Annotated in this window: 11 protein-coding genes; 8 read left to right on the forward strand and 3 right to left on the reverse strand. The window is 53.1% G+C overall.

Annotated features, from left to right (window positions below):
• The first annotated feature begins 202 nt into the window (after positions 1-202).
• Positions 203-3,631 (forward strand): transcription-repair coupling factor, encoded by a 3,429-nt coding sequence (gene mfd, locus RHH81_RS05980; protein ID WP_310743518.1) that lies wholly within the window; start codon positions 203-205, stop codon positions 3,629-3,631.
• Here mfd and rfbD read toward each other — a convergent pair.
• Positions 3,628-4,521: a dTDP-4-dehydrorhamnose reductase gene (gene rfbD, locus RHH81_RS05985; RefSeq protein ID WP_206201485.1), complete on the reverse strand. Its 894-nt coding sequence runs from the start codon at positions 4,519-4,521 to the stop codon at positions 3,628-3,630. The two genes, mfd and rfbD, sit on opposite strands and share 4 nt — an antisense overlap.
• A 62-nt stretch (positions 4,522-4,583) precedes the next feature.
• On the opposite strand from rfbD, the gene RHH81_RS05990 reads away from it, so the two are divergent.
• The gene (locus RHH81_RS05990) at positions 4,584-6,518 is read left to right on the forward strand and encodes an AarF/ABC1/UbiB kinase family protein (RefSeq protein ID WP_310743519.1); all 1,935 of its coding nucleotides are present in this window, start codon (positions 4,584-4,586) and stop codon (positions 6,516-6,518) included.
• Here the strand turns inward: RHH81_RS05990 and RHH81_RS05995 are convergent.
• Entirely contained in the window at positions 6,454-7,584 is a 1,131-nt protein-coding gene (locus RHH81_RS05995; RefSeq protein ID WP_310743520.1) for a hypothetical protein, read from the reverse strand. The two genes, RHH81_RS05990 and RHH81_RS05995, sit on opposite strands and share 65 nt — an antisense overlap.
• A gap of 102 nt (positions 7,585-7,686) precedes the next feature.
• Here RHH81_RS05995 and RHH81_RS06000 point away from each other — a divergent pair, with 102 nt between their 5' ends.
• From RHH81_RS06000 to RHH81_RS06025, 6 genes are all read left to right on the forward strand, one after another.
• Positions 7,687-9,873 carry an argonaute PAZ domain-containing protein gene (locus RHH81_RS06000; RefSeq protein ID WP_310743521.1) on the forward strand — a complete coding sequence of 729 codons (2,187 nt, stop codon included), beginning with the start codon at positions 7,687-7,689 and terminating at the stop codon, positions 9,871-9,873.
• 410 nt (positions 9,874-10,283) lie between these two features.
• Positions 10,284-10,592 (forward strand): carbon dioxide-concentrating mechanism protein CcmK, encoded by a 309-nt coding sequence (locus RHH81_RS06005; RefSeq protein ID WP_011056791.1) that lies wholly within the window; start codon positions 10,284-10,286, stop codon positions 10,590-10,592.
• Between the two features lie 87 nt (positions 10,593-10,679).
• Positions 10,680-11,021, forward strand: coding sequence for a carbon dioxide-concentrating mechanism protein CcmK (locus RHH81_RS06010; RefSeq protein WP_011056790.1), 342 nt, complete (start codon positions 10,680-10,682; stop codon positions 11,019-11,021).
• A complete protein-coding gene (locus tag RHH81_RS06015) occupies positions 11,021-11,320 on the forward strand; it encodes a EutN/CcmL family microcompartment protein (RefSeq protein WP_149817455.1) in 300 nt (99 codons plus the stop codon). The genes RHH81_RS06010 and RHH81_RS06015 overlap by 1 nt, the downstream gene beginning before the upstream one ends.
• 18 nt (positions 11,321-11,338) lie before the next feature.
• Positions 11,339-13,297 (forward strand): ribulose bisphosphate carboxylase small subunit, encoded by a 1,959-nt coding sequence (locus RHH81_RS06020; protein WP_310743522.1) that lies wholly within the window; start codon positions 11,339-11,341, stop codon positions 13,295-13,297.
• A 21-nt stretch (positions 13,298-13,318) separates the two neighbouring features.
• Positions 13,319-13,981, forward strand: coding sequence for a hypothetical protein (locus RHH81_RS06025; protein WP_310438382.1), 663 nt, complete (start codon positions 13,319-13,321; stop codon positions 13,979-13,981).
• On the opposite strand, the gene rlmD is transcribed toward RHH81_RS06025, so the two are convergent.
• Positions 13,964-15,313: a 23S rRNA (uracil(1939)-C(5))-methyltransferase RlmD gene (rlmD, locus tag RHH81_RS06030; protein ID WP_310743523.1), complete on the reverse strand. Its 1,350-nt coding sequence runs from the start codon at positions 15,311-15,313 to the stop codon at positions 13,964-13,966. The two genes, RHH81_RS06025 and rlmD, sit on opposite strands and share 18 nt — an antisense overlap.
• Positions 15,314-15,366: the final 53 nt, after the last annotated feature.

The following is a 15,366-nucleotide window of genomic DNA, read 5'->3' on the forward strand; positions in this document are numbered from 1 at the left end:
AACAGCCAAAGCGGCTACCAAACAGGAGCATCCCCCCTTCTTTACCCCCTAATTGTCGAAAAGCGCTTTAGCTAGAGTTTTCTGAATCCTTGTCCTGCTTTTTACAATGATAGGAGAGCGTAAGAATTATAATGCGTTAGCGCTGCCCCAAGGGGTCGCAATTCAATTCTGAAGTCTTGATCACCTGCACTGACACTCGTCTATGTCCTTAATGGCAATTCCCCGCAGTTGGGGTAAGCTGCCGCTGACGGCTGAACTGCTCAGCAAATTACAACACCAACGGGAACTGGTCCTCACGGGGATGCCCCGCCTTGTCAAGGGCTTTGTGGCCACCACATTGGCGCAGCAGAGTCAGCAATCGCTGTGTGTGATTACTTCCACCTTAGAGGAGGGGGGACGCTGGGCGGCGCAATTGGAACGCATGGGTTGGGAGGCGGTGCTCTTTTACCCGACATCGGAGGCCTCTCCCTATGACCCCTTTGACTTGGAAGCGGAGATGGTCTGGGGGCAACTGCAAGTTCTAGTCGAGAGCGATCGCCCCAATATTGCAATTGTCACCACCGAACGGGCACTGCAACCCCATTTACCCCCACCAGAGCAGTTTCGTGCCGCCTGTCTAACTTTAGAGGTGGGTCAAGAGCACTCCCTAGGGGAAGTGGCTACTGCCTTGGCAGCCCTTGGTTATGAGCGGGTTTCTCTCGTGGAAACGGAAGGTCAGTGGAGTCGGCGCGGCGACATTGTGGATATTTTCCCCGTCTCGGCGGAGCTACCGGTGCGCTTGCAGTGGTTTGGCGATGAGATTGAGTCCATTCGCGAGTTTGATCCGGCCAGTCAACGCTCCCTACACACCGAGGGCGATCGCCTTGATGCCCTTGCGCAGGTAACCCTGACGCCCATTAGTTTTACTCCCCTGATTGCCCAAGCCCTGCGGGCAGCAGATCACGCCCATCTCATTTCAGAGGATCAAGAGGGATTGCGGCGCTATCTGGGGGTGGCTTTTCCGCAACCGGCTTCGCTCTTGGATTATTTGCCTGCCCAAACCCTCATTGCCGTGGATGAGCCGCCCCTCTGTGCTGCCCATGGCGATCGCTGGTATGAGCACAGTCAAGCCTACTGGCAAAGCCTTGAAACGCCACCCCCCCCCATTCATCGTCCGTGGTCAGCCAGTGCCCAAGCCCTCGAGCGGTTTCAACGGGTGCACCTCTACGAACTGGCCAGTGAGGGACTCGGTCTCAATTTATCAGCACGGGCGGTTCCAGCCATTCCCCACCAATTTGGTCGCTTGGCGGCAACCCTGCGGGAGGAACGGGACAAGGGGTACACCGTGTGGTTGGTCTCTGCGCAGCCGAGTCGCTCTGTAGCCCTGTTGCAGGAGCATGATTGCCCCGCCCAGTTTGTGCCCAATCCCAAGGACTTTCCGGCCATTGATAAGCTGCAACAGCAGCGACTGCCCATTGCCTTGAAGGCCAGTGGTCTAGCGGAAATTAGTGGCTTTATTTTGCCTACGTTCCGCACGGTGCTGGTGAGCGATCGCGAGTTCTTTGGCCAGCACAACCTAGTCAACCTTGGCTATGTGCGCAAACGCCGCCGCGCTGCTGCCAAACAGGTGGATCTCAACAAGCTTCAGCCAGGGGACTACGTCGTCCATCGCCAACACGGCATTGGTCAGTTCCTGCGCCTAGAAACGCTAACGATTAACAACGAAACCCGCGAGTATCTCGCCCTGCAATATGCCGATGGCATTCTCCGCGTTGCTGCCGATCAACTCAACAGCCTCTCCCGCTACCGCAAACAGAGCGATGGCGTTCCCCAACTCAATAAGTTAACGGGCAACACTTGGGAACGTACCAAAGCCCGGGTGCGCAAGGCCATTAAAAAAGTAGCGGTGGATCTGCTGCAACTCTATGCCCAACGTGCCCAACAACAGGGCTTTGCCTTCCCTCCAGATACACCGTGGCAGCAGGAAATGGAGGACTCGTTTCCCTATCAGCCCACCCCGGATCAACTCAAGGCCATCCAAGAGGTCAAGGCCGATATGGAGAGCGATCGCCCCATGGATCGGCTGGTCTGCGGTGATGTTGGCTTTGGCAAAACCGAAGTGGCCATTCGTGCTATTTTCAAAGCCGTGATGGCAGGCAAACAGGTGGCCGTTCTTGCCCCGACGACAATCCTAACGCAGCAGCATTACCACACCCTCAAGGAACGCTTTGCCCCCTATCCGATTCAAGTGGGGCTGCTCAACCGTTTCCGCACCGAGAGTGAGCGGCAAGAGATCCTGCAAAAGCTGAAAACGGGCGAAATGGATGTTGTCGTGGGCACCCATCAACTCCTGAGCAAAACCGTTAAATTTCGGGACTTGGGGCTACTGGTGGTGGATGAGGAACAACGCTTTGGCGTCAACCAAAAGGAGAAAATCAAAGCCCTCAAAATCCAAGTGGATGTGCTCACCCTCAGTGCAACGCCAATTCCCCGCACCCTCTATATGGCCCTGTCGGGGGTTCGGGAGATGAGCCTGATCACCACACCACCCCCCTCGCGGCGCCCGATTCAAACCCACCTTGCCCCCTATGACCCAGAAACGGTGCGCAGTGCGATTCGCCAAGAACTGGATCGAGGCGGTCAAGTCTTCTATGTCGTGCCGCGGGTTGAGGGAATTGAGGAGGTAGCGGCAAAGCTGCAAGGGATGGTGCCCAGTGCTCGTATTCTCATTGCCCACGGTCAGATGGCAGAAGGAGAACTGGAATCCACGATGCTTGGCTTTAGCAATGGTGAAGCCAATATTCTGGTGTGTACGACCATCATTGAGTCCGGCTTGGATATTCCCCGCGTCAATACGATTTTGGTGGAGGATGCGCAGCGGTTTGGCTTGGCACAGCTTTATCAACTGCGGGGTCGGGTTGGCCGAGCGGGCATTCAAGCCCATGCGTGGTTATTTTACCCCCGCCAAGAGGTGCTGACTGAAGCGGCACGCCAACGATTGCGGGCAATTCAGGAGTTTACCCAACTGGGATCGGGCTACCAACTGGCAATGCGAGACATGGAAATTCGCGGTGTGGGCAATCTCCTAGGGGCGGAGCAGCACGGTCAACTGGACAGTGTTGGCTTTGATTTGTACGTGGAACTGCTCGAAGAGGCGATCGCTGAAATTCGTGGCCAAGAGATTCCCACCGTTGACGATACCCAAGTGGATCTCAATGTCACTGCCTTTATTCCCGCCGACTATATGCCCGATTTGGAGCAAAAGATGGCCGCCTACCGCGCGGTGTCCGCTGCAACGACAAAAGAAGACTTGATGCAATTGGCGGCAGAGTGGAGCGATCGCTATGGGGCATTGCCCAAATCAGTTCAGCAACTGCTGCGGGTTGTGGAACTCAAACAACTGGCACGGCAGTGTGGCATTAGTCGCATTCGTCCCGAAGGGAAGCAGCACGTCATCCTTGAAACCCCGATGGCGGAGCCAGCATGGAAACTGCTCCTAGAGCAACTGCCCACCCATCTCCAAAATCGGTTTGTCTATAGTCAGGGCAAAATTACCGTGCGGGGTCTAGGGACGCAACCGGTGGAGAAACAACTGGCGCAACTCATCGACTGGTTCAGCCAAATGAAAACAACCGTTGCGACAACCCCCTAAAGCACGGATTGCGGATCTAGTTGGTCTAAAAGGGGCTGAAGAACCGCTTCCCAAGGGGGGAGGGGAGTCCCCAAAACCGCCTCCAACTTCTCGCAGTTGAGGGTGGAAAAGGCGGGTCGCTTGGTCGGTGTCGGATACTCACTGCTGGGAATCGCCTCTAGGGTGGCAGTTGCATAGCCCTTGGCACGCAGGTGATCAAAAATTTTTACCGCAAAGCCATACCAACTGGTACTGCCGCGGGGCGTCAGGTGATAGAGACCGCTCAAGGAGGGATCCGCCTGCCAGCGTTCCAGCAGTTGATAGGTGACTTGGGCAATGAAGGGGGCAGCCGTGGGCGTACCGATTTGATCGGCAACGACCCGAACCACAGGACGGGTTTGAGCAAGGCGAACCATGGTGCGCAAAAAGTTCTTGCCCCGCAGGTCATACACCCAACTGGTGCGCAAGATCAGGTGGGCGGGGTGATGGGTGGCGATCGCCTGCTCTCCTAGCCACTTACTATAGCCATAGGCATTGAGGGGGGCAGTGGCATCGGTTTCGCGATAGGGTCGCGACTGCGTACCAGCAAACACATAATCCGTCGAGTAGTGAATCAACAGCCCTCCCAAAGAGGCCATCGTTTCTGCCAAAAGACCCACAGCTGTGCCATTAATCCGTTGTGCCCGTTCCGGTTCCTGTTCCGCCTGATCCACGGCAGTATAGGCCGCCGCATTGATGACCACATCGGGGCAAAGGGTTTTTACTAGGTTGGGAATGGCCTCTAAATCTTCCAAGTCCAGTGTTACGGCAGTGCCTTGGCGAGCAATGGGAATGACTTCTACCCCTTGGGGAGCCTGCTGCACCAATTGCCAGCCCACCTGCCCCGTTGCCCCCAAAATCACTAGCCGCATTTTCCGCCCTCCCTGATGATGAACTGATTGTTAAAATACTTTAAGAGTTTGCGCGACTGCCCATGAATACGGCAATTGTCCCCAGTGATTCCGCGCCCCAAGAGATTGCGATCGCGGCTGAAACCCTTCCCAATGATCCGGAGACCTTTCAACCCTATGATCCCGTGGCCATTGATGCCTACTACCGGCAGCGACCTTTACTGGTCTTCAGTCGCTGGTTGCGGATTCTCTGGCCAGTGTTTTGGCTGCTCTTTAACCGTTGGTGGGACAGGGTCACAGGCCAAAGTAAACAAAATCAACACCAGCGAGCGATCGCCCTGCGGGAAACCCTCACCCGCCTTGGACCAGCCTATATCAAAGTGGGGCAAGCCCTCTCCACTCGTCCGGATCTCTTGCCAGCGGTCTATTTGGAAGAATTAACAAAACTCCAAGATCAGTTGCCACCCTTCCCCAATGAAGTGGCCTTTCAGTTTATTGAGGAGGAACTGGGCGCCCCCCCCAGTGAGCTTTTTGCTGAACTGAGTGATCATCCCATTGCGGCTGCCTCCTTGGGACAGGTGTACCGGGGCAAACTCCACAGTGGCGAAGAGGTGGCCGTCAAAGTCCAGCGTCCCGGCTTGGCAGAAAGTATCACCTTGGACATTTACATTCTGCGGGGGGTGGCCTATTGGGCAAAACGCCTGATCAAGGAGATTCGCAGTGATTTAGTGGCCATTCTCGATGAATTTGCCGGTCGCCTCTTTGAGGAAATGGATTATACCCAAGAGGGACGGAATGCCGAACGCTTTGCCCGTCTCTATGGCCACCTCACCGATGTCTATATTCCCAAGATTTACTGGAATTATACGCGGCGGCGGGTGCTCACCATGGAGTGGGTGACGGGGGTCAAACTCAACCAACCGCAGCAAATTCAAGCCTTGGGGATTGATCCGCGCTACATGGTGTATGTGGGGGTGCAGTGCTCCCTGCGGCAGTTGCTCGAACATGGGTTTTTCCATGCTGATCCCCATCCAGGGAATCTGCTGGCCATGCCTAGCGGCAAATTGGCCTATCTCGACTTTGGCATGATGAGTGAGATTGCCCCAGAGCAGCGCTATGGCTTGCTGAATGCCATTGTCCACATTGTTAACCGTGAGTACGAAAGCCTTGCCTACGACTATGTTCATTTAGGGTTCCTAACCCCCGATACAGATCTGGAACCAATTATTCCGGCGCTGGCCTTGGTCTTTGAGGATGCCTTGGGGGCGAGTGTCTCGGAACTAAATATCCAACGCATTTTCGATCGCCTGTCAGAGGTGATGTACGAGTATCCCTTTCAGGTGCCTGCCTATTATGCCTTGATCGTGCGATCGCTCCTGACCATGGAAGGGATTGCCATGGGCGTTGACCCCAACTTTAAGGTACTCAGTGCCGCCTATCCTTACATTGCCAAACGACTGCTCACGGATCCTGCCCCAGAGCTGCGCACAAGTCTCACGAACCTGCTCCTCAAGGATGGTCAATTTCGCTGGACGCGCCTAGAAAATCTGCTGCGCAATGCCCGCGAGAGCCGTGACTATGACTTTAATGTGGTGCTGGAGCAGGCTTTAGATTTTCTCTTTTCGGAGCGGGGAGCGGAGTATCGCGATCGCCTAGCGGATGAAATTGTCAAGAGCCTTGACACGTGGGCACGGACAACCATAGGGCAATGGAACTTGGTGCAACTCTTACCCCTCGTCACCCGTCCCGTACCAGCAACGGCAAGTTCTAATATCATCAGTGAAGCCAATGCCCTAGAGCATTTGCGCCGCATTTTCAGCATTTTGCAGGATACCCCCGGCTTTGACTGGGGCAAGGTGATGCCGGCAATTCTGCGGATTATTGTGCGCCCAGAGGTACAGCAAATGGGTCAGCGTATTGTCAACGGCCTCCTGCAACGGGCGATCGCCCGCTTTATTCGGGAGATGTTGCTGGCGGACTCGCAGCCGGCGCTTCAGACGACGAGTTTGTCTCGCTAGGTTCTGGGGATACGGGCGGTGGTGCTTCTTCAGTGGGGGTGGGTGCTGGTGAGGCTTCACTCGCAGGGGATGGTCTAGCCTCTGGTTTTGGTGTTGGTGGTAGCGTTGCCGGTGCTGGCATGGCAGGCTGTGGTCTTGGGGTGGCAGCAGGTTGCTGACCTCGGCACACTTCGGGGCGATACTCAAAAGCAAAGGTGAGCGCTAGGGCTTGGTACTGCCCTGTGGCCTCAAAGGATTGCTGACGTACCCGTTCTAGGGCGGCTTGATCAAGGAGTGCAGAACCACTGCTGCGAATAATCTGGGGATTGCGGGTGAGCAAACCCGTTTCGGGGGCGGCATTGGCAGGCAGCAATTGCCCTTGGGGAGTGACCACCACCGCAATGGTTGTTTCCCCCTGCAGGCGATCGCCACAGGCCTCTTGGGGATAAAAGTCCGTGATCCGCTGGGCTAAATTCACTTGTAGATTCGTCGTATTGAGGGTCAATCGCGTTTGATTAAACCACCGCGATAACGCTGCTGCCGCTTCGCCTTCTGTGGTTGCTAGGGGTTCTTCAGGGGTGGGTTCAGGCGTAGGCGTCGGTGAGACGAGTTCCGGCGCAACGGCCACCTCTTCATTCGGGGTTGTCGGGATAACGGGTAAGGGGCGGGCGGGCGGGGGCAATTGCCATAGCGGCGGCAAAGGTTGCAGCGGTACTGGATTGGGTAGGGGCGGCAGTTCCGTCAGCGGCGGCAAGGGGGGCAGGGGTGCCAAGGGGGCAAAGGAAAGGGGGGGTGGCTCAATGCCTGTAAACGGTAGAGGCGGTGGTGCGGTCGTGGCAAGGGGCGGCAGTTCCGTGGGCAAGAGCGGTTCAATCGAAGGTAAATCCGCTTCGAGTTCCGGAGAAAGGCTGACCAAGGGCACCAGTTGATCACTGGCCAACTCTGGCGGTGTGGGTTCGGGCACCCGCACAAAGGAAAGAATCACAGCGTGCAGCAGAATTGAACTGGCGATCGCCAGCCGTGTTGGCTCCCACACCGGCCACTGGGAAACCCTTTGCCAAATGGGTTGCATTGGTAGCCGCAGCACCCCAGATCCTCCACACCTACCATTTATGACAATTGTATCTCGGCTGCTTAAATTTGTAACAAGACTTGCTATAATCATCCACATTTACATTCCCTGTAAATCATGTTCGCCCAATTTCCAGAAGTTGAAGTTATACTCAATCGTTTTTTTGTGAAAAATCTGACTCAACAGGATCTCAGATTTTATGAATACCAATGCCAATTTACTCAAGTGCCAGAGGAAGGTAGCGAGCAAAAAGCCCTTTCCAGCGTTTGCTACAAACTAGGTGTAACTGCTGTTCGACTAGGGAACCGCATTATTACAAGGCAGCCTATTGATACTAGTAAGATGCAAACTCAGGGTTGGCAGTTACAGCAAATAGGATGTAGAGAGCTGAGTTGTCAAAATGATCACGAAAGGCAGGCACTGGAATCCTTTGAACGCAAAATCCTAGAGTGCAAATTAAAAGAAAAATTTAACAAAACCAGAATTGAAAAAGATTACGAAGTCGGATTGATTTGGTGGATTCCTGCTGAAGAAGGGGTAGAAAAAAGGGGGGATGGCTGGGAAGTACATAGAGGTAGAGCAATCAACGTTAGAATTGAGCCAGATGGAAAATTATACTTGGAAATTGATATTCATCATCGCTTTTATACTCCATTTACACTTGAATGGTGGCTCAACGAATACCCCGATATTCAGATCAAGTACGTCAGAAATACTTACGAAGATAAAAAAGTTTGGATTCTTGAAGATTTTTCGAATAAAAGTCCAAATGACGTAGAAATAAAAGAACTCGGAATCAGTTTAGCGGATTACCACCGTCGAAAGGGTGCATCTGAAGAAGAAATAAATGAATCACGTATTGTAATTGTTAGAAAAACTAGTGACTATAAAGCTAAGCCAGTATATCATCTATCTCAAAGACTATCACCAGTTCTCACAGTGGAAATTTTAGCACAAATTGCTGAACAAGGCAGAGAAAAAAGTGAAATTCAAGGTGTGTTTGACTGCATTAGGAAAAACATTAACCTGCGTTTGTCGGAATCCCAAAAAACAGCCGAACTCATTTTCAAACACATCTATAATCTTAGTTGTCAACCAGAGCCGATCAAAGTTAACGGGTTTGTCATGCCTCGCGCAAAACTATTAGCTCGCAATAATAAAGAAATTGACAAAACAGCTAAAATTAGCTCCTTTGGCTGTGCAAAAATTGGTGAAAAGAAATTTGGTTGCCTTAATCTTTCTGATGATAAAACTGAATATCCAGAAGAAGTACGCAAATGCTTACTGGAAATAGCGAAAAATAGTGGCACCCAGATACAAATAGACTCCTATTTTACCAAAAGCGAATACCCGGAAGGTTATCTGGCTCAACAAAGATTCTGGCAGCAATGGGCTGCTCAAGAAATTAAAACTGTCTTAGTGGTGATGCCTTGGTCACCCAATGAAGAAAAACAGAAATTGCGAAATCAAGCATTAAAAGCAGGTATAGCAACTCAGTTTATAGTGCCAGTTAATGTAAATAATTATAAATCTCTCAATGTTTGCCTAGGGCTGTTGTGTAAAGCCAAGTGGCAGCCTGTCTATCTAAAACCATTAGATCATCCTGAAGCTGCTGACTTGGTTATCGGTTTTGACACAGGTACAAATGGAAGACTGTACTATGGCACTTCTGCTTTTGCAGTTTTAGCCAATGGTCAAAGCTTGGGTTGGGAGTTACCACATGTGCAACGGGGAGAAACTATCTCTGGCCAAGCAATTTGGCAAGTTGTGTCTAAGCTAGTGCTTAAATTCCAAGACAATTGTCATTCCTACCCTAAAAAGATACTACTGATGCGTGATGGCCTTATTCAAAAAGGGGAATTTGAGCAGACAATTGAAGAACTAAATAAAAAAGATATTGCTGTCGATATTCTCAGTGTCCGTAAAAGTGGCTCAGGCAGAATGGGACGTGAGATTTGTTCAACTGATAGCAAAGTAACCTATCAGGACGCTGCAGTGGGTACTGTTGTCTTGTTCGAGGAAACGAACTCATTTATTTTACAAAGTAGCGAGGAGGCAAGCAAGAAAAAATATGGAGGCAGTGCTAGACCGTTGCGCGTTGTGCACACCCATGGCAAGACCCCTTTAGAACTACTGGCTTTACAGACCTATCATTTGACTCAATTGCATCCTGCTAGCGGATTTTGCTCTTCTCGACTGCCTTGGGTACTGCACCTCGCCGATAAAAGTAGCAAAGAGTTTCAGCGCATCGGTCAAATCAGCGTTTTACAGAATATTGATCGAGAAAAGTTAATTGCTGTTTGATAGAACAATAGATTTTAATCTAGCAAAATACAGGGCAACATTGAAATACCTTATGCAGTCTGCCCAAACAGCGGCAGAACCCTCTTAATCGAGCAATCAATCTATGAGAAGGTAACCAGTTTTAGATAAAATTCTATGGATTAACTGATTCATACTCACCTGCCTTGAGCTGAAATAGGGGTCAAGGGCTTAAAATTAGGTTTGATAATACGAGAAACTAGAAAATATTATCAATCATTATATTGTCAAAAGAAACCCCTGACCCTATGCTTGTTTTAGAAATAATGAGGACGGTGATTAACGTTACGATAACAATCGGCTATCCCGTCATTATTTTCTGTAGCGATCGCTCTGATTGCAACTCTAGCTTTTGTACTGCTTACCCTTATTCTAATTAGGAGAGCTTACTCATGCCAATTGCTGTGGGAATGATTGAAACGCGCGGATTCCCCGCCGTCGTCGAAGCAGCAGACGCAATGGTAAAAGCCGCTCGGGTCACCCTTGTGGGCTACGAGAAAATTGGGAGTGGTCGGGTCACCGTGATTGTGCGGGGTGATGTCTCCGAGGTGCAAGCCTCAGTGGCTGCCGGGGTCGATTCTGCCAAACGTGTCAATGGCGGCGAGGTACTGTCTACGCACATCATTGCTCGTCCCCACGAAAACCTTGAGTACGTATTGCCCATTCGCTATACCGAGGCAGTGGAGCAATTCCGAAACTAAGGGGTTTGGCAGTTGGGTGGAGTTTTCAGTTGCATCGCTTATCGATCCTCTAGTTCTTAACTTGTCTGACGTTTAGGAGTTATTACAATGGCAATTGCCGTCGGTATGATTGAAACCCTTGGTTTCCCCGCAGTGGTGGAAGCCGCAGACGCAATGGTGAAAGCCGCTCGCGTTACCCTTGTGGGCTACGAGAAAATCGGCAGTGGTCGGGTCACCGTGATTGTCCGTGGTGATGTCTCTGAAGTGCAGGCTTCGGTGGCGGCGGGGGTCGAAAACGTGAAGCGTGTGAATGGGGGTCAAGTGCTCTCCACCCACATCATTGCACGTCCCCACGAAAACCTCGAATACGTCCTGCCCATTCGCTACACCGAAGCGGTGGAACAATTCCGCGAAAGCGTTAGTGGTATTCGTCCGATGGGTCGCCCATAGTGAAAATCGCGCGAGTGTGCGGCACCGTTACCAGTACTCAAAAAGAAGACACCTTAACGGGAGTCAAGTTTCTCGTCTTGCAATATTTGGGTGAGGACGGCGAATTTTTACCCGACTACGAAGTGGCTGCAGATACGGTGGGTGCAGGACAGGATGAGTGGGTATTGGTAAGCCGAGGCAGTGCCGCCCGCTGTATTATCAATGGCACCGACAAACCCATTGACGCAGCCGTTGTCGCCATTATTGACACCGTAAGTCGGGATAATTATTTGCTCTACAGCAAACGTACCCAGTATTAGCATTGGAGACTTCTCCCTATGGCGGTTCAAAGCTATGCGGCACCTCCGACGCCGTGGTCTAGGGATTTAGCGGAGCCAGAGATTGCCCCCACGGCTTACGTCCACTCCTTTAGTAACCTCATCGGCGATGTCCGCATCAAAGATTATGTTCACATCGCACCCGGCACGTCCATTCGTGCCGATGAAGGAACACCCTTCCACATTGGCTCCCGCACCAACATCCAAGATGGCGTTGTCATCCACGGCCTCCAGCAGGGACGGGTGATTGGCGATGATGGCCAAGAGTATTCTGTCTGGATTGGTGATAATGCCTCAATTACCCACATGGCGCTGATCCACGGCCCTGCCTACATTGGCGATGGCTGTTTCATTGGCTTTCGTTCGACGGTCTTTAATGCTCGGATTGGCGCAGGCTGTGTGGTGATGATGCATGTCCTCATTCAGGATGTGGAGATTCCACCGGGAAAATATGTGCCTTCAGGAATGGTGATCACGACGCAGCAGCAAGCCGATCGCCTGCCGAACGTGGAAGAGTCGGATATTCACTTTGCCCAGCACGTGGTTGGCATCAATGAAGCACTGCTATCGGGGTACCACTGTGCTGAGAATATTGCCTGTATTGCCCCGATTCGGAATGAACTCCAGCGTCAAGAAGACCCACCCATCCTACACGTTGAAACGCTCACCGGGGAAAAGAACACTATGACCGCAGATTATGGGACTCATGTCCGCCAATTGTTGCAGCAGGGATACCAAATCAGCTTGGAATATGCCGATGCGCGGCGGTATCGTACGAGCTCTTGGCAGAGTTGCCCGACGTTGACGGGACGGCAGGAGTCTCAAGTGATGGCGGCGATCGCCCAACTCCTCAAGGAACACGAGGGTGAGTATGTACGCCTGATCGGCGTCGATCCCAAAGCCAAGCGTCGCGTTTTTGAGGAAATTATTCAACGCCCCGGTCAAGCACCTGTGGCCAGTACCAGTCCCTATCGTCCCAGCGCAACCGTGAGTGCAGCCCCAGTGGGTTCCCTCGATCCTTCCGTTGTGGCTCAGGTGCGGCAGTTGCTCCAGCAGGGCTATCAAATTGGCACAGAGCACGCTGATGCCCGCCGCTATCGCACCAGCTCTTGGACCAGTTGTGCTCCGATTCAAGCAAAGCAGGAACGGGAAGTGCTCGCCGCCCTTGAAGCCTGCCTCCAAGAACATGCAGGGGAATATGTGCGCTTGATTGGTATTGATCAAAAGCAAAAGCGGCGCGTCCTTGAGCAAATTATTCAGCGGCCCGATGGCGCGGTGGCGATCGCCACAAAAGCAGCAACCCCAGCGGCTACTAGCCCTGTCTCCGTCAGTTCGGCCAGCAATGAAACCGTTCTCAGCGCCGATCTCCTGAACCAAATTCAAGACCTGTTGCGCCAGGGCTGCCAAGTCACCACCGAGTATGCCGACCAGCGTCGCTTCCGTACCAGTTCTTGGCAAAGCGGCATCAAAATTACCTCAGCGCAGCAGCTCAATGACCTCAGTGCCTTCCTTGCCGAGCACCAGCGGGACTATGTCCGCCTCGTAGGTGTCAATCCCCAAGCCAAACAGCGGGTACTGGAAACGATTATTCACCGCCCCAATGGTAAAACCGCCAGCAATGGCAGTAGCACCCGTGGTCAAGGGTTCGCACCGCGCCCAACCGCCTCTAGTCAAGGGAGCACTAGCAGCCACAGTCTCAGTCAAGAGGTGGTTGAACAAGTACGGCAACTGCTACAACAGGGCTATACCCTCGGCCTAGAACACGTGGATGCCCGTCGCTACCGCACCAACTCTTGGCAAAGTGGCCCCCGCATTGAGGCCAAAAATCTCAATGAAGCCCTTGCTGCGATTCAGGCTTGCCTCCAAGAATACAGTGGCGAGTACGTGCGGCTGATTGGCATTAATCCTGCCGGTAAGCAGCGGGTGGCCGAAATCCTGCTCCAACAGGCTGCTAAGTAGCCCTCCCTGTGAGGTGCCCCAATGCCCCTGCCGCCTTTAGCCCTGCCCCCTTCACCTGCGGTTCGCATTGTTGGTGATGTGGTGGTGGATCCCCAAGCCGTTTTGGCACCCGGGGTGTTGCTTTGGGCAGAAGCAGGGGCTTCAATTCGCATTGCCGCAGGTGTCTGTATTGGTATGGGCAGCGTCATTCATGCCCACGGCGGCACCATTGAAATTGGCGAAGGGGTCAACATTGGCGCGGGCGTGCTGCTGATTGGGGCAGTGACCGTTGAACCCCATGCCTGTATTGGCGCCAGTACCACCGTGATGCAAACAACGATTCCGGCTGGTGCTGTGGTGGCCGCTGGTTCGCTTCTTGGTGATAGTAGTCGCCGTTGGCAGCCCCCCACAGAAACGAGTCCCCCCCAAGAGAGTGCCGTTTCCTCTGAGGATCCTTGGCAAGAGCCATCAACAACTGCCGATACTGCAGAGAATTCCACGCCAGAGCAGCAGGAGTCTACAGCCTCTCCCTCTAGCCCTCAGGAAAGTCCAACCGCCGCGCCACCAGAGACAAGCACTTCGCCAACAGCTAAGACCAGCGTGGTCTATGGCCAAGCCTACGTTAGCAAGATGTTTGCCAAAATGTTTCGCGTAGAGCCAATCCAACCCACTGGGGAGAATCCTGCCCTAGGAAGTAGTCAGTAAAGCAACCGTTTCTACATGGGCTGTTTGCGGAAACATATCGAGGGGCTGAATTTTGGTTAGTTGATAGGCACCGGTAGCGCAGAGGTGAGCCAAATCCCGTGCCAAGGTGGCAGGGTGACAACTGACATAGAGAATGCGCGGCGGACGGTGGCGGAGAATCGCCTCAAGAACGGGGCGATCGCACCCTTTGCGCGGTGGATCAAGAATTAGCACATCCACAGCCTGATCGGACTGGGGTAGCCACTCTTCTGCTCTGGCGCAGAGAAAGCGAGCATTGTTAATACCATTGTGCTGGGCGTTGGCGATCGCCTGTTGTACCGAAGCAGGATGCACTTCCACACCAATCACTTCAGCGACAGCGCCGGCAAGGGGTAGGCTCAGTGTCCCGACTCCACAGTAGAGATCCAGCAGTCGTTCGTGACCCGTTGGGGCAATCCACTCTCGCAGGGTGCTAACCAGTTGCTCCGCTTGCGCCGTGTTGACTTGAAAAAAGGTGGTCGAAGCAATCTGAAACCTCACCCCTGCCATCTCTTCCCAAAGGTACGATCGCCCCGCCAATACCTGGGTCTCGTCACCAAAGATGCGATTGCCCACTTGATGATTGAAGTTGACACAGACCCCCACCACCCCTTGAAACTGCTGTAACCAACCTTCTGCCTCTGCCTGCAAGCCAGCGGGTAATGCCCCCGCGAGCACGAGGGTAATGAGCTGCTCCCCGGTACGCTGACCAATGCGCAAGCCCAAGTGGCGCAACCCCGGTTCATGGGTCTGCTCGTTGTATATCGGCCAAGGTTGTAACGCTTGCTTCAGGGCAGCCAAGAGCGGATTGAAGCGCGGATCTTGCACGGGACATTGATTCAGGTTCACTAGGTGATGGGAGCCTTTTTGGTAATAGCCCGCAACCACGGTACCATGGCGGCGACCGAGGGGGTACGTCACTTTATTGCGATAGCCAAAGCGGTTAGGGGCAGCCACAATGGGCAGAAAGGTTTGCGGCTCTAGATGAGCAATGCGGGCGATCGCGTCCTTCACCAGTTGTTCTTTGGCCGCCAATTGCGCCCCATAGGCCACACACTGCCACTGACAGCCGCCACACTTATCAGCGACAATACAGCTTGGCCGCACCCGCTGTTCTGAGGGCTGCACCACCTCCAAGACCTTGCCGTGGGCATATTGCCGCTTGACATGGGTCAGTCGCACCCGCAGGCGATCGCCCGGAACCGTATCCGCCACAAAAACCACCCGATCCTGCCAGCGTCCTACCCCCTCCCCCGTGTGGTTCAAGGAGTCAATTGTTAGCTCAATGGTGGCGCCCTGCTGCCAAACGCTCATCAATTTACGTCTAAGCCTACTAAACGTTAGGGATAAGTTAAGGAGAGCCAGCA

The sequence above is a fragment of the Thermosynechococcus sp. PKX95 genome, assembly GCF_031583295.1.
Lineage (GTDB): Bacteria > Cyanobacteriota > Cyanobacteriia > Thermosynechococcales > Thermosynechococcaceae > Thermosynechococcus.